This is a genomic window from Pseudarthrobacter sp. 05T312 (genome assembly GCF_056396685.1).
This window is the reverse complement of record NZ_JBFTLY010000003.1, coordinates 127,952-150,767: the sequence shown is the minus strand read 5'-3', so window position 1 is coordinate 150,767 and position 22,816 is coordinate 127,952. Positions and strand designations below refer to the sequence as shown.

18 protein-coding genes are annotated in these 22,816 nt (G+C 64.5%); 7 read left to right on the top strand and 11 right to left on the bottom strand.

The genetic code is table 11. From position 1 onward, the window contains the following. Positions 1-24 precede the first annotated feature (24 nt). Positions 25-681 carry a uracil-DNA glycosylase gene (locus tag AC1DIP_RS06730; protein WP_477733294.1) on the top strand — a complete coding sequence of 219 codons (657 nt, stop codon included), beginning with the start codon at positions 25-27 and terminating at the stop codon, positions 679-681. Between the two features lie 75 nt (positions 682-756). Here the strand turns inward: AC1DIP_RS06730 and AC1DIP_RS06725 are convergent, their stop codons facing one another. Further along, on the bottom strand, positions 757-1,173 hold the full coding sequence (locus tag AC1DIP_RS06725) for a hypothetical protein (RefSeq protein WP_477733293.1): 417 nt from the start codon (positions 1,171-1,173) through the stop codon (positions 757-759). Beyond that, positions 1,145-1,444: a DUF4193 domain-containing protein gene (locus AC1DIP_RS06720; protein WP_354258907.1), complete on the bottom strand. Its 300-nt coding sequence runs from the start codon at positions 1,442-1,444 to the stop codon at positions 1,145-1,147. Before AC1DIP_RS06720 ends, AC1DIP_RS06725 begins: the two co-directional genes overlap by 29 nt. Positions 1,445-1,701: 257 nt before the next feature. Between AC1DIP_RS06720 and AC1DIP_RS06715 the strand changes: the two genes are divergently transcribed. After that, positions 1,702-2,496, top strand: coding sequence for a DUF6994 family protein (locus tag AC1DIP_RS06715; RefSeq protein WP_477733292.1), 795 nt, complete (start codon positions 1,702-1,704; stop codon positions 2,494-2,496). 44 nt (positions 2,497-2,540) lie between these two features. Next, positions 2,541-3,260, top strand: a complete 720-nt coding sequence (locus AC1DIP_RS06710; protein WP_477733291.1) for a DUF6308 family protein — start codon at positions 2,541-2,543, stop codon at positions 3,258-3,260. A 90-nt stretch (positions 3,261-3,350) separates the two neighbouring features. Here AC1DIP_RS06710 and AC1DIP_RS06705 read toward each other — a convergent pair whose 3' ends face one another. Then, positions 3,351-4,562, bottom strand: a complete 1,212-nt coding sequence (locus AC1DIP_RS06705) for a hypothetical protein (RefSeq protein WP_477733290.1) — start codon at positions 4,560-4,562, stop codon at positions 3,351-3,353. Positions 4,563-5,006: 444 nt separating this feature from the next. On the opposite strand from AC1DIP_RS06705, the gene AC1DIP_RS06700 reads away from it, so the two are divergent. After that, positions 5,007-7,670 carry a UvrD-helicase domain-containing protein gene (locus tag AC1DIP_RS06700; RefSeq protein ID WP_477733289.1) on the top strand — a complete coding sequence of 888 codons (2,664 nt, stop codon included), beginning with the start codon at positions 5,007-5,009 and terminating at the stop codon, positions 7,668-7,670. A gap of 186 nt (positions 7,671-7,856) precedes the next feature. Beyond that, positions 7,857-9,626, top strand: a complete 1,770-nt coding sequence (locus AC1DIP_RS06695) for a recombinase family protein (protein ID WP_477733288.1) — start codon at positions 7,857-7,859, stop codon at positions 9,624-9,626. 10 nt (positions 9,627-9,636) lie between these two features. Here the strand turns inward: AC1DIP_RS06695 and AC1DIP_RS06690 are convergent, their stop codons facing one another. From AC1DIP_RS06690 to AC1DIP_RS06680, 3 genes are all read right to left on the bottom strand, one after another. Next, positions 9,637-9,867 carry a hypothetical protein gene (locus AC1DIP_RS06690; protein WP_142938820.1) on the bottom strand — a complete coding sequence of 77 codons (231 nt, stop codon included), beginning with the start codon at positions 9,865-9,867 and terminating at the stop codon, positions 9,637-9,639. A 137-nt stretch (positions 9,868-10,004) separates the two neighbouring features. Continuing rightward, complete coding sequence (locus AC1DIP_RS06685) at positions 10,005-10,292, bottom strand: hypothetical protein (protein ID WP_056387699.1); 288 nt, start codon at positions 10,290-10,292, stop codon at positions 10,005-10,007. Positions 10,293-10,311: 19 nt separating this feature from the next. Continuing rightward, a complete protein-coding gene (locus tag AC1DIP_RS06680; protein ID WP_477733287.1) occupies positions 10,312-10,647 on the bottom strand; it encodes a hypothetical protein in 336 nt (111 codons plus the stop codon). Between the two features lie 593 nt (positions 10,648-11,240). On the opposite strand from AC1DIP_RS06680, the gene AC1DIP_RS06675 reads away from it, so the two are divergent. Beyond that, on the top strand, positions 11,241-11,822 hold the full coding sequence (locus tag AC1DIP_RS06675) for a hypothetical protein (RefSeq protein WP_071416348.1): 582 nt from the start codon (positions 11,241-11,243) through the stop codon (positions 11,820-11,822). Between the two features lie 129 nt (positions 11,823-11,951). Next, complete coding sequence (locus AC1DIP_RS06670; protein WP_477733286.1) at positions 11,952-12,416, top strand: hypothetical protein; 465 nt, start codon at positions 11,952-11,954, stop codon at positions 12,414-12,416. A gap of 107 nt (positions 12,417-12,523) precedes the next feature. On the opposite strand, the gene AC1DIP_RS06665 is transcribed toward AC1DIP_RS06670, so the two are convergent. From AC1DIP_RS06665 to AC1DIP_RS06645, 5 genes are all read right to left on the bottom strand, one after another. Beyond that, positions 12,524-13,036, bottom strand: coding sequence for a hypothetical protein (locus AC1DIP_RS06665; RefSeq protein WP_477733285.1), 513 nt, complete (start codon positions 13,034-13,036; stop codon positions 12,524-12,526). A 77-nt stretch (positions 13,037-13,113) separates the two neighbouring features. Further along, complete coding sequence (locus tag AC1DIP_RS06660) at positions 13,114-16,692, bottom strand: hypothetical protein (protein ID WP_477733284.1); 3,579 nt, start codon at positions 16,690-16,692, stop codon at positions 13,114-13,116. Next, complete coding sequence (locus tag AC1DIP_RS06655; protein WP_477733283.1) at positions 16,689-18,965, bottom strand: hypothetical protein; 2,277 nt, start codon at positions 18,963-18,965, stop codon at positions 16,689-16,691. Before AC1DIP_RS06655 ends, AC1DIP_RS06660 begins: the two co-directional genes overlap by 4 nt. Before the next feature lie 50 nt (positions 18,966-19,015). After that, the gene (locus tag AC1DIP_RS06650) at positions 19,016-19,915 is read right to left on the bottom strand and encodes a hypothetical protein (protein WP_190610340.1); all 900 of its coding nucleotides are present in this window, start codon (positions 19,913-19,915) and stop codon (positions 19,016-19,018) included. A gap of 252 nt (positions 19,916-20,167) precedes the next feature. Next, on the bottom strand, positions 20,168-22,588 hold the full coding sequence (locus tag AC1DIP_RS06645; protein ID WP_477733282.1) for a DNA topoisomerase: 2,421 nt from the start codon (positions 22,586-22,588) through the stop codon (positions 20,168-20,170). Between the last annotated feature and the right edge of the window lie 228 nt (positions 22,589-22,816).

The following is a 22,816-nucleotide window of genomic DNA, read 5'->3' as shown; positions in this document are numbered from 1 at the left end:
CGGGACGACGGCTAGTATCCAAGGATGGTCAAACAGATGAGGGACGCGGCCTTCAAAGCTGAGCAGTTCGCCGGTGTGCACCTTGCACACGTCAGTGCCGTGAACCAGCTGGTCGAGTCCCTCCGGGAGCCTGAGCCTTCGACCGGCCGGGGGTGGGTGCCGTACGTCGCGCCTCTTCATGGGGGCTCGGAGGCCCGGATCCTGAGCATTTTGCGTGATCCCGGGCCGATGACCCACGAGACCATGGGCTCCGGAATGCTGTGCGTGGAGAACGACGACGATTCCGCAGCCCTCCAATGCCAACTGCTCGCCTCGGTGGACCTGACGCCTGCTGACCTGACCCCTTGGAACGCCTACCCGTGGTACCGCCACGATCAGTCCAGCGGTCTGAGGAGCCCGCAGATCACGGAAGGGCTGAACCCTTCGGCCCGGTTGATCGACTTGATGCCAAAGCTCGAAGTTGTACTTCTCCAAGGCGGCGAAGCGCAGACCCTGTGGAAGCGGTTCGCTCGCAAACACCCCCGTGTCGCTGCCCGGTATGCAGCAGTGGAAACCTACCACCCCGGCAGGACGGCACTCAGAGACCCTGATCCGACAGTTCGTGAAGCCCGTGCCAACCGCCGTTTCGAAGCTTTTCGCGAAGTTCGTCAGATTCTGGACCGCGGGCAGGATGCCCGCTAGGTCGGGTACATGTGCAGCCATTTATCCATGCCCTCCGCGAAGCCATCTGACTTGGGATACGGCAGAGCCAAGCCGCTAGTTGCGCTTTTCGGCCGGCCGGTACCTGTCACCAAAGGCGACCAAGGAGCTCTGGAGCAGCGTCATGCTGCCCAGTATGTCCACTGGCCGGGAACGGGTTTCTGCCGGCAGTGGGCTGACCATCCAGGCGGCGAACACGTTATGAGGAATCTTCAGGCTCATCGCCTGGTCAAAGAGGCGCAGCACAGGTTCGTGGAGGAGCCCATCTTTGAGCTGGAAGCCCGGGCAGAAGGTTCCCTCGCCGATGAATACCCGAACTGCCCGGCGCATGGCCTCCGGGTCGCCGAGGGATTGGAAATGCGTCTCCAGGTCTGCCGCTGTCGGCAGGGTGAATTCTTCGCGGATGCTGTTCCAGATATGCTCCGGGACAGCCGGCCAAAACCGCTCAGCCTTCACATTCGACGCAGTAAGCATGGCCGTCCTTCTCGCGGGCCTTCTGCGAACGGTGGCGGACCAGGAAGCAGGACCAGCAGGTGAACTCATCGTCAGCCTGCGGGATGACCTGGACGACCAGCTCTTCGGCAATGAACTCCCCGCCAGGGGTCAGGCCGTCCAGGGCGTCAGTCTCGTCGAGCTCCTGAACCACGGATTTCGCATCCGGGGCTTTGGCGGACTTCAGGGCCTCCAGGGAGTTTTCCTGGGATTCCTTGACGTCGGTGCGCAGTTCATCGTAATCGGTTGCCACGGAGGTGCATCTCTTCTCTGTTGATGGGGATTACCGATCCTGCAACGTACAGGACACGGGAAGAATTCCATAAAAAGCGGCTGCATGGGCACACAATCAGAACCCCAGGGAACATGGGCATTGCCGAGAGTCAGTCGGCCACTTGGGGTTTCAATATCAGGAAGTGACACCTAGTCTGGGACAGAGCCGATGGCCGCGACATTTGCGGACCCAACCACCGGTTCGTTCGTCTTATAACTCTGGTCTTTGGGGGAACCTTGAGTGATCCGGAATACCCGCAGCAGCAACAGCCGCGCGTCTTCGATACTTCGTTCGATTACATGACCGACGCCCCTCCAGGGACTGACCCGGACAGTGGCAGTCCGAATCTCCGGGCGGACCACGAGCTGTTGTGGACCAAGGAGCTGCGACCCGGCGTCGTCTTCGAACCGACCGCGCCGCCGAAGCGTGGGGACGGCTACCTCATCTTCACTGACCCCTCCGAGGCGAGGCATTGGTACGGCAGTGACGCCATCACGAGCTCATACAGCCCACCCCGGTCACGTACGGCGTCTCTGGCGAACGCCATCGCCTCGCTGAACGAGGACGAGCGGTCCCGCTACCTGAATCCGCCGTACACCATCGGCAGCGCGATGATCTGGCCCGTCAGGAAGAAGGACCGACCCACGATGAACCAGGCCCGGGGGTTCAGGTCGCTCATCGCCGACCGGATGGATCTGACCCTGGAGTGCATCCGGCGTCATTACGCAGGAGAACCGGAGAGCCCTCTGGCCGATGTCATCAACGCGTACGCGGACTTCTTTGCGCTCTTCGACGGGTTCAAGGAGTTTGTGGAGTTCTTCCACTTTCAAGACCTCGTGACACCCGACTACGAAGAGGTTCGGTTCTACCTGCCCTTCGACAACTTCAAGCGTTCCGGGATGCCGGCCACAAAAGACGAGTACGTGACGTACCGGGAGGCCACGCTGGAGTTCATCGCGGCGCGGAACCGTCGGATGGCCGCCTGGGTCATTGAGAACCACCCCGGGATTGAGGTTCGCCATACAGACTGACTACCCAGCGACGTCGCAGGGTCAGTCAGGGTCATACTCCGCGCATGGAAGCCATAGGGGGATTCGTGGAACTACCAGCCATCCTGAAAGAAGAGAACGTCGAAGCCGCAGCCGAACTGCTCCGGCGCTACTACCTTGAACCGTCCACAAAGACGGGGCTGCTCAGTACCGGCAGTTACTTTGATGAATGGGCGAACCGCGGCGACAACCCGGAGGTGAGGGACAGGATCACCGACAGCGACGCTGTCGCCGTGTCCATGCTCAGCGTCAAAGTGCCGGCCCAGGCCATCATCGGACTGCAGGAGGAGCTGTTGGCGGGGAAAATACAGGATCTCCTGGCTGATATACCCACCGACGTGAAGATGAGCGACCTCACGGTCGCGGAAGCGGAAGCCACTCTCGGGGAGGGCAGCCCCTCATGGCTGCTCTGGCAGGAGCTGAGACGCACACCCAAAACGCGCTGGGATGTCGGGGCCACCACAGCCAGCAAGATCATGGCGAGGAAGCGACCGCATCTCATCCCCATCTGGGACAAAGTAATTGGGGCAGTCGTGGGCAAAGACACCTCTGAAGGCCAATGGCTGAATTGGCACAACCTCTTCATGGAAGACCCCGACCTTGCTGGACGATTGGGGCGCATTCACAAGCTTTCTACGGTCCAGACACCCATTTCCGAACTGCGCATCATGGACGCCATCCTGTGGCGCTACGGCAAGGACCATGGCATCAAGGGCGGGCGAGCCAGTATACTCGGAATCACCTGAAGCCCGCCAGTGTCAGCGATGCCACGAGGAACCTGATCGCATAGCGGTCCAGCGCCCGCGCCAAGTTCGTAGCCGGCCAAGGTCTGCTGACTATAGAGCTCCATCGCCTTTCATCATTTGCTGCGCCAAACGAATCGGATCGTTGGGGTCCTGGGCCGACACAATTTCATTAAGCTTCGCTGTTAGGTATGCGAGAAGGTCGCGGTTCCACTCCAGTGGCGACCCGTCAAAGGAAATCGGTCGTTCTCTGCCCGCATTCTGAATGGCACAGACGACCAGACCGTACATCTCCTGTGTGGAGTCGAGGATGAAGTCCTTTAGGGCCGCGTGTTCGGATGCGCCCAGATCACCCTGCTGCTGGTGATGATTACTGTGTTGAAGCAAGCACAGGCTTTGTCCCGCGTATGAAATGTACTTCTCAATGAGCCATTGACCATCCAATTCGTCATTGGTCATGTAGGTCCTCAAGGAGTACCGGTAGAGCATGGGTTGAAGGTACTGCTCCATAAGCGGCCACAGCATCCGGGGGTTGTTGCCGTTTTCAAAGTACCTAAACGACAGCTCTTCCATGGCGGCATCAAAGGCTGGCAGAGACCGCGCATCCGCAAGGTCAGGTATTCGGACGGCAGGCCTTGAATCCTGGATATGTTTGGGCTCCGGGCGCAGCGGTATGTGGTCCGTTGACGTATTGTGCAGGCTGGGAGTCAGGGCTTTATCAATAATCCGAAGTAGCTCGGATATACCCTCCATCGCCTCGCCGTAGTGGTTTGGCGTGAGCCCTTCCAGCCAGACCGCGATGCGCATTCGATTGCCGTCACGGACCCGCAGCGAGGCAATGAAATTGTTCGACGGCCCTTGATAGTCGATATGGCTGAGCGCCGGAGCGGACGAGGCGGGCATCAATATGGAGCAGGCATCGAGTTCTCCAAGCTGAGCAAGTATGGGGCTCCCTTCGGCAGGGTCATCCGCCAAGAGGTCGCTTTCCTCGAAGAATCCGATTACACCGTCCTTCGTAATGATCCAGCCATCCCATCGCCGCTCTTCTGCCCCTTCCCCAGATATGTAGGTAGCAGGGAGCATTACTCGATCCCCGAGGAAGGACAGGTCGACTATCTCGAAGTAGCGGTCCGCTCCTTCCGCCATCGCTTTTACTTCGCGCTCCGCTGTTCCTGCCGGATACCCAGCATCGAATACGGCCCCGCCGGCCGCGCCGAATACCCGATCACACATCTCCTGGACGAGAGCTGCCCTGGCGAAGGGATCCTGGTCGTTCTTGAGTTGCTCCTCGTACTTGCTGATCAACCAGGCCGCTTCTGCTCTTCCAACTATCGGTTGGGGAATACCGGGGATCCTGCTGTTACGAGGCAAGTAGCCTACCTGTCCCATAGCGATAGCAATCGCAGGAGGCACACCCAGAGCCTCAAGTCGACGTCGGACATCATCGGCTGCGCCGTCCAAGATTCTCCCCATGGTCATATGATCTGACCCCAATGGTTCAACGACAACCCTAAGCCGAGAAACTCCCTGCCTTGACAGCGGCCGAAACCATGTCTGGTGGAGACGGGCCCGGCGGGAAGAGACCTGGTGCGAAGGATTACCCCCGTCCCGCTCGGTTTGGTCGTGTTGCCTGTAGGCTGCGGATCAGCACGAACCCGGTGAACGCACTCGACGACACACAATTCCTCGCTGATACCGTGGAAAGAGGGCAAATGGTCTCCTTTTGAACATGTGTGAGTCGGGGGAAGCATGACGGAGTGGAAGCCGGGTTGGTGGGCACGCGCGTTCAGAGGTGCCGGGTCATGGGTGCTGTCGATCCGTGAGGGCCGCCTGCGCGTCTGCGGAATCCCCCGGGAGGTGGACGCTGATGTCATCGACGTCCTCGGACTCGCAGTCGATGAAGGCTCAGGGCAGCTCATCGTCAGTCTTGTCCACGGGACGGAGACGGTGCTCAATGGGCTGTCTCGTCGCGCGGTGCGTGAGGTCGCCGCTGCGTACCTCTCCGAGCTCGATGAGCGACGGCATCTCGCCGCCCTGCTCTCAAAGGCTGAGGAGCAGGGCGAGGCGGCCAGCCTGTGGTGGTCCCGGGTCCGGGATGTGATGGACCGACTACGGTGGGCGGACCAGGACACGATCGCCGCGCTCGAGGGCTCCCGTCCGGACGTCGCTGTGTGGCTGGCTACCGACAGCGATCCGAGGCTCTCCGGGCTTCCCATGGGCAAACGTGAGGACCAGCGTGCCGCAGTCGACGCCTGCCGCACCACTGACTTGTCAAGGTGGGCTGCCCAGCGCAACGAGGCGTTCCTGGAGTGGGAGAAAGACGAGTTGGCGGACTTCTTCCGCAAGGTCGAGAAGTCGCCGTTGACGGAAGAGCAGACGAGGGCGACGGTCTGCTTTGACAACCGCGTGCGCGTGATCGCTGCCGCGGGCTCCGGAAAGACGTCGACGATGGTTGCACGCGCCGGGTATGCGATCCGGCGTGGTATCGCCCAGCCGACGGAGATCCTCGCCCTCGCATTCAACAAAAAGGCAGCCGGTGAGCTCTCGGAGCGGCTCGTCTCCCGCCTCGGCGATGACGGTGCGTCGGTAGCGTCGAGCACTTTTCACGCCTTCGGACTGCGAGTCGTCGGTGAAGCCACCGGTCGAAAACCTTCAGTCCCCGATGACATCACCAATGGCAACGGGATCGGGCGGCTCGCGGCGATCGTTGATGGGCTCCGTGACCGGGACCCGGCCTTCCGGCGTGACTGGGACCTTTTCCGGCTCGTGTTCGGCAGGCAACTGCCGGACGTCGGGGACGAAGACGAGCCTGAGACGTGGGACAGGAGCACAGGCATTAACGGGTTCGGCACTCTCGCAGGGGAGGTCGTTAAGAGCCAGGAAGAGGTGATGATCGCAAACTGGCTCTTCCTGAACGGCGTCCGATATGAATACGAGCGACCCTACGCGCACGACGTTGCGGACGCGCACCACCGTCAGTATCAGCCGGACTTCTACTATCCGGACATCGACGTCTGGCATGAGCACTGGGCACTCGGTTCAGACGGCAACCCGCCGCCACATTTTGACGGGTATGCCGAGAGTATGGCGTGGCGGCGTCAGACCCACACTCGATACAGCACAAGACTTATCGAGACAACCTCGGCAACCATCCGGGACGGGTCCGGGTTCGAGCACCTCGAACAGGAGCTCCGCCGACACGGAATCCAACTCGAGGAAGACCCCTACCGGGAGGCGGTAGGGGAGCCTCCGATCACCGAACCAGCCATGATGACGCTGATGCGGTCGTTCATGGCCCACGCGAAGGGCAACCGCCTCACCCCTGACGTGCTGACGCAGCGGGCCGGCCGAACCTTGCGGGCCAGGCTCTTCACACGCCTGTACGGCGTCATCCTCGCCGAATGGGACCGTCAGCTCCGAGCCGCGGGCCAGATCGATTTCGAGGACATGCTGAATCTCGCAACCGATCACGTCGAGTCGGGCCGGTGGACGAGTCCATACCGGCTCGTCATGGTCGACGAGATGCAGGACACCAGCGCCGCACGCGCGGCGCTGGTGAGGGCGCTGATGAAGACTCCTGGAAACTACCTGTACGCGGTCGGCGACGACTGGCAGTCGATCAACAGGTTCGCGGGCTCAGACCTCAGTGTGATGACCCGCTTCGATAATTGGTTCGGGACAGCGTCCACCATCTGGCTGGACCGCACCTTCCGGTCCCCGCAGTCCCTGTGCGATGTCGCCGGTGGGTTCGTGATGAAAAACCCCAATCAAATCTCCAAGAACGTCCGATCTTCAGCGCCGGAGGCTGTCGAGACCCTATGCGCCGTCAGTGTACGGGAGCGCAGCCACTACGGATCGGCCGTCCGGCAGCACCTGACAACCCTTGACTCAGAGCTCACTGAGCCAGCCACTGTGCTGCTGCTCGGCCGGTACTCCCGGTCCAAGGACGATGTCACCTCGGCGCTGGAAGCCAGATACGCCAACCTGACCATCGAGTTCAACACCGTGCACGCCTCGAAAGGAAAGGAGGCAGACTACGTCGTTGTGCTCGGCCTTGAGAGGAACGGATTCCCCAGCATTGTCGAGGATGATGCTCTCCTGCAACTGGCCATGTCCGCCCCTGACTCCTACCCACACGCAGAAGAACGACGCCTGTTCTATGTCGCACTGACCCGTGCCAAGCGCTCAGCGCTCCTGGTCACGCGCGCCGGTAGGGAATCAGCGTTCCTCCTCGAGCTGGTCGGAGATCGTGTCGTCAAGATCCGATCCGCGACAGGCGACGACATCACCCCAGTGGTCTGCCCGAAATGCAAGAAACACACGATGAAGGAACGCAAAGGGCGCTACGGCCGGTTCTTCGGCTGCGCCGGGTACCCGACCTGCAAAGGAACGATGAAACTCGCTGATAGTTAGGGACAAGAATGCCTTCCATGTTCCGAGGCGCAGGTTCTACGCTTCGCGATATTTTGGCCGACTGACGAGTCCACCCCACGTGGTCGGCCAAGCCGAGCCTTGCGGAATGCAGCACTTGCAGAGGCCATCATCACACCGATACGCAGACCACGTGGGTCACCACCCTTAAAAATGTATGCTTTACGGGTGCGAGCCGTTGCCTATATCCGCAGATCCAAAGATCCTACCGAGGGCAACGCGTCTCTCGTCGACCAGCGCGCCTGGATCATGGCGGAAAGCCGGAAGCACCACCACACAGTCGCCAAACAGGACATCTTCGAAGAAGTCGTCAGTGCCTACCGCGACCGGAACCGCCCCGAGCGCGACCGCCTCGAAGGCGTCCTCGCCGAAGGCGACGTCAAGGCGCTCTACGTCCGGGACCTTGACCGGCTGGCACGGCGGTTGATGGACACCGCCCGCATCGTCGACACCTGCAACCGCCACAACGTCACGATCTACACCCATGACCGCGTGTTCGCCCCTCGATCGCCCGACACCATCCTGCTGATCTCCGTCCTCGGCGGCCTGGCGGAGACCGAGGCGGCGACCACGAGCAAGCGGCTGAAGCGAACCGCCGAGAACATCCGCCAGAAGGGCGGCTGGAACGGCCCTGCGCCGTACGGCTGGATGCGGCCCGAGCAGCGCAACGCCGACGGCGTGAAGACGCTGAAGCTGCACCCGGAGGAGAGCAAGACCGTCCGCCGCATCGTCGAATGGCGGCTCGATGGACTCTCCGTCGCCGAGATCGTCCGGGAGCTCAACCAGCAGGGCCTGACCAACCGCGAGGGTCGGCCGTTCCAATACCGCGCCGTCGCCTCGCTACTGCGCCATCCGCTCCTGGCCGGATACAACTCGCTCACGGCCAAGGCAGATGGACGCGGCGGCGGCCCAGGTCCGGACTTCCGCGACACGCGCAAGATCGTCATCGACAAGGTTGGGCGTCCGGTCAAGAGTCATGAGGCGGTCTGCACTGAGGCCGAGTGGGAAACCCTGCGCCTGCTGATGAAGCCCCAACCGCTCAAGCGGACCCGGGCCCGCGCCGGAGGCCTTCCCCTGGTCGGCCTCGTCTACTGCGCCGGCTGCGGCACCAAGATGACCAGCAACAGGTCGATGGGTGAGTCGGGATCGTACGTGTGCAACGGACGGATGCGCGGCGCTGACTGCCCCGGCGTTGCAATCAACAGGGAAGCCCTGGAGCGCTTCATCCGCGACGTCGTCGCCGGATCGCTCGACAGCCCCGAGGTGATGGAGCTGCAGGCCGAGAGGCTGAACCAGGCCGCGGAAGGGAGCGCGAGCTCGGAGTTGTCCGAGCTCCACGAACAGGCTGATGCCCTGGGGGACTCCATCCTGATCCTGCGGGCCCAGATCAACACCGCACCGGCCAGCGCGATGTCGGCACTGCTGAACCGCATCGGTGAGGAGGAGGCCCTCAAGGGCCAGATCGAGATGCGGATCTCGGAGAAGACCGAGGGGCGACCGAGGGCGATCCCCGACATCAGCGGGGCCGAGTTCCTCGAGCTCTCCGAGACGGAGCAGAAGTCGATCATCAGGGCCTTCCTCCGCAAGGTCGTGGTCTACGCCGACGACGGAAAGCGCGGGTCGGTCAAGGGGATGTTCGGCTCCCAGGGCACGAACCTGAGCCGGATCGGCTTCTGGTATCTCGGCGAAGCTGACGACCAGGAGCCGCGCCGCGGGGGCGGGTACTCGCTCATGCCCTCGAACGGCAGCTACCAGTGCCTCAAGTGCGAAGAACCCCGGACGTTCCGCTACCGGAACAACCTGCGCCACCACATGAACTACGCGCACCCGCAGCCAGTGCCGTGTCCTGAGTGCGGCCAGGAATTCCCTTTGCCCGGGCTGCCCAGCCACCGCCGCAACAAGCACGGGGTCAAGGGCTCACGCCAGTCCTGGAGCTGACTCTCGGGGACTAGGCGGCCCGACGGCGACCCAAGCGCGCAGGCTTGGCAGCCTCAGCTGCCTCCGCCCGCCGGATGGCCACCGAGGCCGCCACGGCGGCTCCGGCCTTGATGGCCTCCACCGGGATCGGGCGGACGGCGATCGCGGCTGCAGCTGCCGCCGAGATCTGCACTGGCCTGCGCGGGGAGGCAGATGCAGACGAAGCCACACCGCGTTCAGCGGTGGTGACCTGTCCTGCCATGACTGCCTGCCTCAGATAGCTGTGCTTTGAATGCCTATCGGCACTCTATCAACTAATGAGTCAGAGGATCAATCGAATGGAATCTGATACGAGTCGAATCGTCACACTCGGGGATGAGTCGATGAAATGGAGCGGGCTCAGGCCGCGGCAGCCCCGGTGTCGCTGATCCCGGCCAGCAGCCACTGCTCGGACAAAGGGTCGCGGCGCAGCTCGAAGGTTCGCAGCGCCGAAGTGGACGTCAACCGGACCTGAACCTGCCAGTGTTCGACGCTGATCAGGTCGCCGCTGCCCACCGGTGCCCGCTTGGCGGTGTTCCACCAGTCGGCACGGGTGAACCAGTGCACAGGTTCCGCGGCCACGGCCCAGATCCTGCCGTCATGCCTGACGGCCAGGGGAACCCCCTTCGCCGTGAAGCGGACCTCCACTGGAGCGTCCAGAGGTTTGCTATTTGATGCTGTTGCTGCCACGGGTCCGCTCTCCAAGATTCCTGTTCATCATTTCTTCCCGGCGGGTAACCGCCGAACTCCACACCCAGGTCCGGTACGTCACCGGCCCGTCCTTCCATGTCACTTCGACCGCTTTCGCTGTCCAGGCGAAGACCTCGCCGTCCACCAGTTCTGCGCAGTTCGGGAACCGGATCCATGCCTTGACGGGGATTCCGGGATACCCGTTCTTGGCCGGGAAGTGTTCGAAGTCGAGCTCTTCCACGGTCAGCCCGATCGGGCCGGCCCGCCGCGCATACTGCGCTCGCAGTGCAGCGGCGAACTCTTCGGAGGACATAACACAACCTTAGAACACATATTCGAATAGGCGACCCACAAAGATGGCGGCTACGGCCGGCCGCCTCGCTCCCGGGAATCACCGTTGGTCCTGTTTTTCGATCCCCTGGGCACCAAGCTATAAAAGGGCTCCGACAACGTCCGGAACGGACTGATCCGGGTCCGCTGCCGGCTCGGCACAAAACGGCTCAGTGTCCGACAATGGGGACATGCCAGCTGCTTCTGCCCCCTGCACCGTCCACCACCTCTACTCCACACCCGGTCACCTCCTCCCCGCGTGCGGTGTAACCCCCGGCCCCGACGGGTCCGAGTGGCACACCGGACACGACGCCGGGGTCCTGCAGGCGTTCTCCGCGCAGGGATCCGCGTGCTGCTCTCTGTGTCTGGAGTTGTCCCTGTCATCTCCTGACTGACATGTGCAAGGTGGTACAGGTGGTACGTGGTCTGCCATACTGGTAGAGAAAACAGGTATACGAGTGGAAATCCTGCTCAGCCCCGGCTGAGCAGATCGTCCGTCCAGGCGGGCGTGGATAGTCCAGCTTCGGCTCCCGGGCATGGCCTGGGAACGGGGGCTCGGGGAAACAGTTCCGAACTGTGGAGCCGAGACGCTGGACCTTCCGAACACTCATTGCCTGGACACAGAGCCAGGACGACAGGACCGACCAGAAGGACGAGAAGACCATGGACATCACCAGGACCGCACACGTGACGCGGACGAAGCTGGCCGCGACCGCTGCAGCCCTGGCATGCGCCGCGCTCGTGCTCAGCGGCTGCAGCAGCTCCGGCGGGGACGGGCGGTACTTCGCCACCTCGGAAGGACAGAACGGCGACATCGTCGTCGTGGACGGTGACCAGATCACCTACTTCGACACCGCCAGCCGCCAGGACCTCGCCTGCCACTCCATCAACTCCGTCCTCGACGACCCGAAGGCGGCCGCGGCGAAGGGCGAGCTCAAGGACGCCTACACCGTCCGCGGCACCGGCAAGATCAACGAGTCCAAGTCCTCCGTGGACTGGACCGAGGCTGGCCGCAGCACCACCGAGACCGGCTCGATCAGCTTCGGCAAGGACAAGTCGACCATGGAGTTCGTCTTCTCCAACGGCGTCAACGACGTCGTGCTCGTGCCCGTCGACAGCGAGCAGGGCAAGGCCGTCAAGACCAAGTACTGCGGCTGAGGAGACTGACCCCTTGACTGCCCCGATCGACCTGCAGTACCGGAGCCCCGTGGACCACGCGTCCGCGGGGCTCTGCCTTTTCTCTCCCAGGACGCGCCCGTGCGCCAGACAGTATGCAGAAGGTCGGGCATGACGCTCATCGGACCGATCAGGTACTACAAGGGGCGGGTGGCGTATCCCAGTGACGGGCAGCTGCGCACGGCAAGAGCCACCTGGGATTTCGACGACATCCGCCGGCCGACGGACGATGTGGACTGCACGCACATCCAGCTGATCGAAGTCTCCGGCCGCAACGCGGGGGAGCGGCGGCAGCTCGAGGAGGAGAAACTCACACGCTTCTTCGACTACATCGGCACCCGGGCCGGCTTCCGGGTGCTCACCCACCAGAAGAAGCCGGACTCGGCCACTTCGGCCTTCGTCTCGCACGAGATCGTCTACGTCATCGAGTCCCGGCCGACCAGGGGGTACGCCAAGCTCACCCTGCGCTCGGAGCTGCCGCGCAGCGGGACCGCCGGTGCCGTCTCGGACATCTTCAGCGCCGAGGGAATCGACCGCATCTCGCGGATCTTCGACAAGGGCCCCCGGAGGGATTGAGGCCGGTGCTGCAGTACGACTGCCGCCCGACGGGAAAGGAAGACCCCGTGGACATCACGTCCACGGGGTCTTCTCGTGTCTGACTGGCTGGCAGTCCCGTATGAGCCCTACAGCCGTCCGCCCTTCAGGCGCAGCGCCCGGTACTCCTCGATCGTCTCCGGCGGCCGTCCGTACTTTGGCGCATGTGTCTCGACGAAATCGATCTCGGCCCAGGTGTCCCGGTGCCGGACCCGCGACCTGGCCAGCACGGCAAGCGCGGTTACTGAAACGACCACGTTGGCCAGCCACCACAAGATGGCGATGAGGACCGCCGCCTGGACCAGTCCCCGTTCAGAGGAGCCCGTCTGTGCTGCCAGGGCCGCCAGGGCCGTTGAACTACCCAAAGCCATGCACCCGAGCAGGAGCCCGGCCACCCAACCCTCCGTCGGCACCCGCCGGCGCGCCAGATCAGCGGGGCTGTCGCGATGGCGGACCAGCCGCAGCGCCTCGCGCAGGAAGAACACAGCAGCCAACGCGGCCAGGCAGTTCACCGCCAGCTCGCGCGCTCCCTCGAGCCACCAGCGCCCCGAGTGCCACCAGCCCAGCGGAAACTCGTCGCGCGCCTTGCCTCGCAGATTCATCCGTTCCATCCTTTCCCCCGTGGCAGGCAAAGGGCGGCGCACCCCTTGTCGGAGTGCGCCGCCCTCATCACCAACGATCAGTTCTTCGGGTCCTCAGCCGGCTTCCTCCGCGACACGGGACCGTCCGTGCGCTTCGGAGCCGGATCCGCCGTCCGCCGCGGCTGGGCCGGAGCCGGCTGCGACGGCTTCGGGGCCGGGGCCTTCGGAGCCTGAGCCGCCGGTGCCGATCGACGTCCGCTGCGTGGAGTCGGCTGGACACCCTGGCTGCCCTGAGTGCCTCCGGTAACCCGGCCACCGACACGGGGCTGGGTAGAAGCAGGAGCAGGAGCCGGGGCCTGCAGACGCTGACCGGACTGGCCCAGCGCCTGCGCCGGAGCGCCGGTGCGGGGCTGGATCGGAGCCCGGTGGGCACTGCCCTGGCCGGTCGGAGCCTGGACCGGAGCCTGCGAGCTGCGGCGCTGACTGCCGTTGGCCTGCGGGATACCGGGTCCCGCCTGCACAGCACGGGAGCCGGAACCCGCGTTGGCCTGCGGCTGCTGGCCTTCGGCGGCCCGCGTCGCCCGGGTGCCCGGAATCCCCGGGACCGCTGCGACGACGGGGTTCACCTGCGCGGGCCCGCCGGTACCAGCGGTGAAGCGCGGGCCCTGGCCCGAGGAGGCCGGAGCCGCCTGCTGTCCGGTGCCGAACTGCGTCGGTGCCGACTGGCCGGCGTCCGCCTTGCGGCCACCGCTGGTGTGCGCACCGCTATCGGTGCCGCCCGTGAGCCCGTCGCGCTTCTGGCCCTGACCCTGGCCATGGCCCTGCTGCCCGGTACCAGGAGCACCCTGCGCGCCGCCGAGCCCGAAGCTCGTCTGGCCGCCGGTGGCCTGGCCGCCCCGCGAGGAGGGACCCTGGCCGGTGCTGTAGCCGAGGTTCGACAGGCCGCCCTTGCCGCTCAAGGTCTGAGCAGTCTCCTTGTCGGAGCGGGAGCTCCCCGCCTTGCCGCCCGTGAGCTGCAGAGGACCGCCCTTGTCGCCCGGACCCTCGGGACCACCAGCGGACGGGCCGCGGCCGCCGCTGTCACCACCACCGCCGGGAACCGGACCGGGACCGGCGGGGCTGCCGCCGTCGGGGCCGGCTTCCGGACCGTCGTTCGGACCGGCGGCCAGGGCCAGTGCGCCCTTCCCGGCAGCAAGCGACTTCTGCTCACCGTTCAGGCCGCCGGCGTTGGTCGACGAGCCCTTGCCGCCACCGGAGGTGCCGCCGGGCTTCGTGGCCCCGCTGCCGCCGAGCTTGCCGCCGACGCCGGAGGCGAGCTTGTTACCCATGGCCATGCCCGCTCCGGCCCCGGCTCCCGCAGCCAGCGCGGGGAGCATGCTGCTCTTGTCCGGCTTCGGTGCGGTGTTGGTCTCGAGGAACTTGTCCACCAGCTTGGTGAACACCTCGTCCATCGCCTGCAGCACGACCTTGCGCACCCGCATGAGCGCCAAGGTGATGCCGATGATCAGCAGCGAGGAGATCAGGGTCAGGATGACCACGATGATCCCGCCGAGCATGCCTGAGCCCCACAGGCCGTCCTGGGACATCCAGGCCGACACCGGTCCGGAGATGATGTCCGGGATGGAGATCAGCAGCTCCGAGACGAACTGGTAGATGAACAGCGTCACCAGCACCTCGAGGATCAGTGCGACGGAGTAGACGATCACCTTGCTGATCGCGGCGATCGCGCCCAGCGTGGCGAACGGCACCGCGGCCACGAGGCTGAAGGTGCGCTTGACCGCGCCCACCAGCATGCCGATGGCGTACCAGAAGCCGAGCAGGACCATGCTGCCCAGGACGACGCCGGCGTTCTGCCAGTACATGAACTTCGCCGGGCCCGTGCCGACCTGGCTGACCGCCATGTGGTCCTCGCGGGTCAGGCCGCTGGTGACGTTGTTCGAGCTGTACATCGTCATCGAGTCGGGGCCGAAGCCGGTGTTCAGGTAGTTGTACGCCGACAGCGCCGACATGTTGCAGGAAACCGGGGCGTTGTCCGCCCAGACCGAGAACCCACAGCCGTGCTTGGTGCCCTGGGTCGAGAAGCTCGTCGTGTTCCCGCCCGGGTTCGAGGAGGTCAGGCCCTTGCCGCCGACCGCCAGCACCGGGTGGTTGGTCGGGATGTAGTCCGACTCGCCGTGCCCGCCGAAGTTGTCGCTGTCACCGTAGGACTTCTTGTCGATGAACCACTCCTTCTTCACGTCGCTGTTGACCGGCAGGTTGGTGATCGCGCTCTTGATGCCCGACTCGAAGTCCGACGCCGATGTAATTTGGCCCGAGATGTAGCTGTTGAGCATGCCGAAGGTCTCGCCCACGGCGTTGAAGTCACCCGCCGGGCTGCCCTCCATGCCGACCAGGCTGTTCTTCCAGGCCGTCTCGGCATTGGTCGCACCGGGGCCCACGCTGATGTCGCGGAAGGTCGAACCGTGCGCCTGCTTGTTGATCGCCAGTGCCGTCGTGCGCACCGACATCATCGCGTTGTTGCTGGCCTGGCCGTTGTCCCAGGCGATAACGGCCTCATCAGGAACGCCGAGGCGGTCGTTCATCATCCAGGCCTCGAAGTCCACGTACGTGGAGAGCACCACGCGGGTCGGGCCGGCGTGCTGGCCCAGCAGCGAGTCATCGAACTTGTCCAGGACGCCGGTGTACATCGAACCCATCAGCGGAAGGCCCACGCCAATGAAGACGACGCGCACGACGAGCTTCTTGATCGCCGAGCCGCGGTCCATCTTCTTGAACAGCACCAGGCCAATAATCAGGAACCCGATGAAGAGCGGGACCAGCGCCTCCCAGGCGATGGACTGCAGCAGGCCGTACCAGCTTGCGATCCAGTGCTGCAGGCCCGCCAGGACACCGCCGCCGGCCTGGCCACCGGTCATCCCGTCGGCGAGGTCCTGCTGGTGCGCGCTGTTCGTATTGCCGCCGGAGTCCGCGACGCCGGCGACCGCCTGGTAGAACCACATGAACGGGTTCAGCACCTTCAACAGCTGGATGATGAGATAGAACAGCGTGCCCACGGCCAGCGCCATCGCGTAGAGCAGCCAGATCGCGCCGCCGCCGATGAGCGACAGGATCTGTCCACCGATGCCCGAGGACATCGTGTCCAGGCCGAGGTCGGCGTTGGCCGCGCCGAAGTGGGCGTAGTCCACCATGCCGGAGTAGACGTTCTTTCCGCTGCCGCTGGCTGTCGCATTCAGCGTGTCGTACCCGATGGTCTGCGTGGAGCCCGTCGCCTCGGCGAAGAGCCAACCGACTACGTTGAAGAGGCTGAATTCGGAGTCGGCGTAGCCGAGCATGTCGCCGCCCGTCGCCGGGTCGGCGGTGATCGCCCGCCAGTCCTCGTTCATCCGATCCTCGGGCTTGTCCTTGCCTTCGGGAGAGTTCTCCTGACTGAAGTACGTCGAGGCATTCGACGCCAGCTGGTACAGCGAGTAATTGTCGCGGTCCTCGTCGTCGGCAGCGTGCGCCGATGGCGCGAACACCGTCATCAGCAGCGGCACAACCAGTGCCACGAGCAGCGACAGAGCCAGGACGCGCACCAGCCCGCCCCGGGCAGTCGCCGCGGCCCGGTCCCGCGCCGCGAGCGTGATGGTCCCGTTCATCTTTCCCTTCCTGTCTGTCGTGTCCGTGATGGCCGTCATGACTTACCCAGCTTCCGCGGGGCCGTCCCGGCCTTCCTCATGGCCTTCCTGCGGTCGGCCCGCCCCACCTGGTCCTCGGAGCGGTCCTCCTCGGACTCGACGCTCTGGCGGGCACTGGTGAGCTTCGCGCCGGGTGCCGGCTTGTCCTTCATCAGCTGGTCCATCCGGGCCGCCTCGTCGGCCTTGGCGGCCTCCAGACGAACCTGCCTGCGCTGGGCCTCGCGGAAGGGGTTGATCCCCAGCGCGAGGTCGAGGTGGAAGACCACGTTCGACACGTCCCGGCGCAGGTAGGTAAGGTTCTCGCCCTTGGTCGTGATGAGCTGGGCGAGGTCCGGCGGGATCTGCTGGTGCAGCTGCTTCTGGTACTCCGCCACCGTGCGGTCGCGCATCGGCCCGAAGAGCGTGTAGTCCGCGGCGTCGAACTTGTTGAAGTCCGAGTCCGCGAGCATCTTGTCCACGTCGTTGTAGCTGTAGACCACGCGGCCGCCGCGCTCGTGCATGTGGTCGAACTGGTCGCGCAGGTACTTCTTGACGCGGTCGTCAATCTGCTCGGTGCCGTGGATCACCACGGTGTCCCCGAGCCCGAGCTTGCCGACGGCGAAGCCGACGATGTTGACCAGCTGGGCCATGGCCACGCCCTTGCCGCGGCGCATCAGCCGCGAGAAGTCGTAGACCACGCGCCGGGCATCCCGGACCCCGTCCACGGCCGATGCCGTGTGGTTGTTGAACAGGTCGCCGTTCGTGCTGAGCATCGTGTTCGCGATGCCGCGCAGCACGTTGTACGCGCGCAGCTGGTCGGGGTCGGTCTTGCTTGAGTTCAGCAGGGCCTTGTGCGCGGTGTCGAGGTACGAGACGAACATCTGCAGCCGCGGCACCTGCTGGTGCGGGATGTTGACCACGCGCAGGCGGTGCCGCTGGTCTTTGGCGTTGTGCCGCCACATGCCCTGCTCGACGTAGAAGTCGGTCGCCGTGTCCTCCAGCGCGGAGCGGATGATCGAGCCGATTGCCCCGTCCGTGGTCTCGTAGAGCTGCTCAAACATCAGCTTGAGCTTCTCCATCTGCGCGGCGAAGACCGTCAGTTCGTCGTCCTCGTCGCCGAACAGCTCGAAGGGGTTGACGTCACCGCGGTTCAGGTCCACGCGCGAGGTCAGCCGCTCGAAGTTCGGGCCGAGCTTGTCCAGGTCCGCCCCGTCCAGCACGAGGTGGACCACCGAGCCGTTGCCGAGCATGCAGGCCTGCGAGATCTTCGAGCACCACATGTTCGACACACGCTGGCGGTCCAGGTACTCGCTCAGGGTCGCGTCTGCCACGACAACGTGGTGCTCGTACCGGTTCACGTCCATGAGTACGGCCGAGTTGTTGACGTCGCCGACCATGTAGCCGACGTACTCGCCGCCCCGGTCGTTCAGGCCGTTAGTCACCAGCGAGTACGAACCCGCGAGCTCGGTCGAGGTGAAGTGGAAGCCCTTGCCGCGCTTCTTCTCGTTGTTCTTGAACAGGCCCGAGAGTTCCTGGCGCTGCTCGCCGGCGTACGCCGCAGCCTTCAGCGTGCCGAAGCGGTCGATGTACAGCCGCGTGACGCGGTCGATCGAGTCGTCCAGCGTCTCCAGGTCCGGAGCCTTGAGAAACAGGCGGTTGTGCACCGACAGGTAGCTCGCGCCGTCCTGGATCTCGCCGATGGTGACCTCAAGGTCGGAGGAGATCTTGGCGGCCTTGCGCTTGGAAGAGGTCGTGCCGGTCTCCTCCTGCTCGTTCGCGTCAAGGCGGTCGAGCTTCTCCGACTGCTTGGTGAACGAATCCACCCACTTCTCGTCCATCCGGCGCACCTGCTCCAGGACGACCGCGGTGACGCGCTCGTCGAGCCCGTCCGGGATCCGGTCGATGCCCCAGAACGCGGCGAAGTTGTCGTGCGCGGCGTCGTCGTGGAAGAACGCGAGCACGCACGCCACGGAACCGTCGACCTCGAAGTAGTCGGAGCGGAAGACGTACTTCTCCCGAGGCTTGAGCGCCAGCAGGTGCGGATACGAGTCGAACCGCCCCTCCAGCTTCTTTATCTCCTGGCGGCGCTGCCACCAGTTCTTGTTCGGCTCGGCCACCTCGGCCGGCTCAGCGGCGACCGCCGGCGCGGTCACCTCGGACGGCTCCGCCGTCCCGCCCGTGGCGGGATCGCCGTCGAGAGCGGCCTCCAGTTCATCCACGCCCGGCACGGCCGTCGCGTCCCCGCCCCGGGGCTTCTTCCCCGGAATGCCCAGCTGCGCGCGGGCCTTCGTCATCAGCGCCATGTCACCCTTCGTCCTTCCTTTGTTCGTCCAGCTCGGCCCGGTCAGTTCAGTGAGGCCTTGAGAGAGTGCAGGTCGTCCTCGATGCCCTGGTAGAAGACCCGCAGCATGGGCTCGGTCTCCTCGCGGTCGAGGACCGTAGCCTCCTTGATCATCAGCGCGGACCCCTCGACCTCGGACTGCAGCACCATGTGCGCCCGGCGCAGAGCGTCAGCGCTCTTGCCCTTGAGCAGCAGGTACTGGTGGATCGAGGTGAACTTGCCACCGACGTGCTGCGTGAGGATGTCATACTGCTCGTTCTGCAGCTCGATCAGGTCAGGGTCGCGGACCGCGAGGGCGTGGTTGCGATGCTCGAGCGAGGCCACCTGGTGGTAGATCCGCTGCGGCTCCTTCGTGGTGACGAAGGCCCACTCGCAGTTCGTGTCGATCTTGCGCCAGAAGGCGTCGACCCGGTCCAGGATGCCGATGCGGTCCTCGTCGAAGAGCAGGTACGACGCTGAACCGACGACCAAGTAGACCTGCCCCTCACCGCCGTCGGAGAAGTGGATCCGGCCGTCCTCCTCGATGCCGTCGATACCGACGATCGAGTAGAAGTCGCTCGGGTCCGAGCTGCGGCGGGTGAAGACGTTGCGTGCCCGGGACGGGGCGTATGCCAGCAGGGCGGGCACGTTCATCGCCCGCAGCTCCTTGGTCTTGGTCATGCCGCCGAAGTAGACGATCAGTGCCAGGCCCCAGATGACGAAGAGCGTGATGAACACCGGACCCGAGCTCGCCACGAAGGTCTGCGTCACCGCCCACAGCAGCGCCAGCGCGCCCCCGCCGAAGAAGAACAGCTGCTTGATGGGGGAGGGCTTGGCCGCCCAGCCGCCCTTGCTGAGCGTGATCTCGTGGTCGAGGAACGACCTGTTGAGGCTCGTCGGCACCTTGTACGACATCTTCGCCATGAATCTCTCCCTGCTGCCACCACTGATTTGTCTGCGCCTGTCCGAATGCCCTCATAGATGAGGGATACATGACTACTCTACCTTAGATAGACCTATCGAATTGAGCGCGACTGACGCAAGAATGGCACCGCCCAGCGACTCGGACGTGCGATCCGATGCCGTCGGGCGGTACCGTGGCGTGCTGATTTACATGGACGGGCAGTCTATCGGACTGGCATCCGAATAATCATTCAGGAACGAGTCCGCGCAACCTCAGCCGAAGGAGGGGACGAGCTTCTTCTTGCCGCCCTCGTTCCTCCACTGAAGCTCGGCGTCGAACTTCTTTCCCTTGCTCGAGGTGAAGCCCGTACCCTTGATCGTCTTGCCCGCGGCCAGTGCCGCGAGCTGGTCGTCGGTGAAGGCAACCCCGCACCAGCTCTTCGGCGGGGAGTCCAGGGAGGCCTCGAAGTCAGGCACGATCTTCTTACCCTCACCCTTCTTCTCCTCCCGGAAGAAGACCTTGCACTGGAAGCGGTTGCCCTTCTTTGAGACGAAGTCGCTTGACTCGACGCCCTCGCCAACCATGAGGCGGTCGATCTCCTCGGGCGTAAAGGTGTAGTGGCACCAGGACGCCGGCGGCAGCGCGTTGCCGCTGGCGTCGCGCCGGCCGAAGCCGAGCTTTTGGAACCCGACGAACTTCCGGCCCTTGAAGGTGCCCTCGCCAAGCTCGCCGAAGACCTCATAGGCCTTGCCCGTGGTGCTCTTCGCCGAAAACTCGATCGTCTCCCCGGCCAGCAGCCGGGCGACCTCGTCGTCGGTGAAGCGGTGGCCGCCCCACTCACGCGCGAACACCACATCCTTGCCCGTCTTGGCCCAGGTGCCCTGCGCCCGCTCCTTCCGGGTGACGGCCTCCTCCTTGAGCCCCAGTGCGGAGCGCATCGTCGCGGCGTTCTTCTGCATGGTCGCGATGTCCTCGCGCACCCAGTCGGCCACGACCGCGAGGCGCTCCTCTGCGCTCGGGCCGGTGCCTACGGCAATCTCCTTCATATCGGCATAGACCTTCTCGGTCAGCGCCAGGTCGCCGATCCGGGTGCCCGGAAGCAGCCGCCAGCTCATGTCCCCGGCCTCGGCGAGGGTGAGCTTGCGGCCCTTCTCCAGCAGCAGCGGGTACTTCGTCTTCGTCGAGGTCACCTCGGAGTACGTCGAGGTCCGGGTGGCACCCGTGCCCACGTCGCGCTTCTCCAGCTGCTTCATCAGCCACTTCATGCTCGGGTGCTCGGGGCGCTTGTTCGCACCCTCGAAGACGAAGGGCTCAGCGTTGGTGCCCAGGCCCTTGGCCGACTCGTTCTCGTCGCCCTCGGCGGTGTCGTCGCCGGCGTCCGGATCGAACACCGCCTTCCAGCCCGCCGACATGGGCACGTTGGCGATGCCCACGAAGTCCGGATAGTCCTTGACGTGGCCCTTCTGCTGCTCGTAGACGTAGTCCTCGGCAATCATCGCCAGGTAGTTCTTGCCCAGGGTCTCGTAGATCAGGCGGCCGGCCTTGCCGAAACGCTGCTCGACGTCGTCCAGCGAGGACGGCACCTTCGGGCCGGGACGGTTCGCACCGTGCGCCCCCTGCGGCTTCACGTGGGCCTTGCGCGGCTCGCGGTGCGTCAGATGCTTGCGATCCACCCCGACCACGCCGGCGATCTTGTCCACCAGAGGCGCAAGCTCGTTGAACTGCTCAGGCGTGATCGTTTTGTCCTCGGTGCGCGGGTAGCTCACGACCTGGGCCTCGTACATGGACTGGTAGGTCGAGAGCACCAGCTGGGCCTTGATTCCCTTGCCGACCAGGATGGACGAGAGTGCGGCCAGGTCCAGCAGCTTCGGTGGCGGGGTCTGTTTCGTCGCCTTGCCGTCGAGCACGACGGGGGAGGGGTCGTACTGGTTCGGCACCTGGTCCTTCTGGTCGAACCGCGGCTCCTCCGGGTTCGTGTACATCACGTCGTTCTCGTCACGGAACCGGTTCTGGAAGAACGGCTTCTTGACGTAGTCGTTATACGCCTTCAGCTGGTCGCCGACGAGCTTGACCATCGCCGACTTCAGCCGGCCCTGGCGCAGCACCGTGTCCTGCCCGGACTGGCGGGCCATGTTCGTGGCGATGCGGGTGAACTGCATCGAGAGCAGGTCGAACTGTGAGCGGTAGCGCGCCTTGCGGTACTCGTCGAAGTCCAGGAGTGACGGAATGACCTTGCGCGCGGCGAAGGCCTTCTGCAGCGAGGCCGGAGCCTCATCAGTGAAGTACATGCGCGACCACTTGCCCGGCTTCAGCCCCAACTCGAGGAAGGCATTGACCGCGATCATGCCGCCCTCGCCCGTGGGGTCGACGTCGGTGGCGATCACGATCTCGTCGCACTTGCCCAGGGTCCGCTTCACGTCCGCGGCGACAGCGCTCGCGTTCTTGATCACCTCCAGGCTCCAGTCCAGCTGCTGAGGGTCCCAGGGCAGGTTGCCCAGGTCCCAGGTCCGGTACTTCCCGGCCACGTCCGGATCCGCCACCATCCGGTGCGGATCGACGAACTCGTACAGGTGCCCCCGGGCGTGGGCGATGACGAACTGCTCCCCGTTGTACGTGCCGTTCATGCCGCCGAGGGCTGCAGCGAAGTGCCGCGCCGCGCTCGGCTTCTCGGTGAGGATCCCGACAACCATCATGACTCCCTTTCGTCGGTGACTCATAAACCAGTCGACTCATAAATCAGTCACAAGTCTATCGATAGAATGAGTTGAATGGCGAGTCTAAGCGAGTCGCACAGCGAGTCGAATGGGAGCGGCGAGACCCGCGCCGGCACGCCGGTCAGAGAGGGCCTGGATCATTCACGGCGACCCCGGATCGAGGTAACGTCTATAGAGTCGCCACCCGCTCACGCCCGACCCAGGAGC